This is a genomic window from Endozoicomonas sp. SESOKO3 (assembly GCF_024606255.1).
On record NZ_JAHHPR010000363.1, the window covers coordinates 1 to 1,188 of the forward strand.

Consider the following 1,188-nt stretch of genomic DNA (forward strand, 5'->3'; position numbering starts at 1 on the left):
GTCACTGATGTTTAGCAGCAGTCCTTCAGCCCGTTCATGCTTGTCCATCACTTGCCAGATTCGAACCAGAGCCATGTTGACGGTATGGAGGTGTTTGCTGAGCCTTTGTTCAGTGGGAGCATAGGGTTTTGACTGCAACCTTTTAGTCAGCTCTGACTTTATGTTCAGAAGAAGTGTTTCAGTCAGCGTGTGTTTGTCCATGGATTGCCAAAGTCGGGCCATAGTAATATCTGCGTTAAAATTGCCAGAAGGCTCGCACAGGGTTTTTGCATCGGCATCTGGCTTTTTGTTTCTCAGTGCTAATAGTCGTGCTTCAGCGTCAAGGTACTCTCCAACTGCCTCTTCACAACGGCTCAGGGTTAGATCAAGGTTATGAATGGTCGAAGCCCCGAACTCAGTGAACGACCCGGTCGACCTGAGTTCTTGCAGTAGAGAGCAGGCTTCTATCTGTTTTTTTTCGGTTTGCTCTTTTAGCGACCTTGCAAGTCCTACGACTATGTTTTGGTAGTGGAACGGACTTAGTACGTCCTGATCTTCGTTTAAGATGTCCCGGAATGCTTCTTCTGCACTCTCGAAATTTTGTTTTTTTAGTGCTTCGAAGGCGTGATTGATCCTCTCTGTGGTAGCCTCAGGATAAGGGGTCTTCCCCCTTTGCTGGCTATTGGAAGGCGTGTCCGAATGTTCATGAACACGCTGAGCAGGTGGAGTAAACGTTGAAACCTTGGGGTTTAAGTCAGTCTTACTCTTTTTAGTTGCTTTTTTAGCTGTGGCTACGGTTGTTGATTTTAATCCGTATCTCATAGCAATAGAATCTCCATGAAAACTTGTGCTTTTTGACAGCAATTGGACAGAAAAGTTCATGGTTATCTATTTAAAATGTGAGACCTTGCAGAGTGAAATAATGAGCCGTGGTTCTCTTTTCCTCATAACCGTAAGGCTTATACGGGTTGTCTTCATTGGTATGCTTTCTTTGGTCGATTTAAAACCTGTCTAGCCATTTGATGGTTTGTCGGCGGGGTTGCAGGCAGGCCGTTCAGGGATGAGAAACTATTTACATCTGAAAATGGAGTTAATGGAACTATTCATCTAATAAGACGGTCTCAGTTGATAGGAAGAAAAATTTAATTCTATTGTCAGATTACCAGGCATCCCTGAACGGCCTGCCTGCAACCCCGCCGACAAACCATC

The 1,188-nt window shown here is 44.9% G+C and carries 1 protein-coding gene; it reads right to left on the reverse strand.

The window, feature by feature from the left end; translation table 11 throughout:
- Nucleotides 1-801: hypothetical protein (locus KDK18_RS06480; protein ID WP_257254054.1), on the reverse strand; the 801-nt coding region annotated here is incomplete at its 3' end.
- Between the last annotated feature and the right edge of the window lie 387 nt (nt 802-1,188).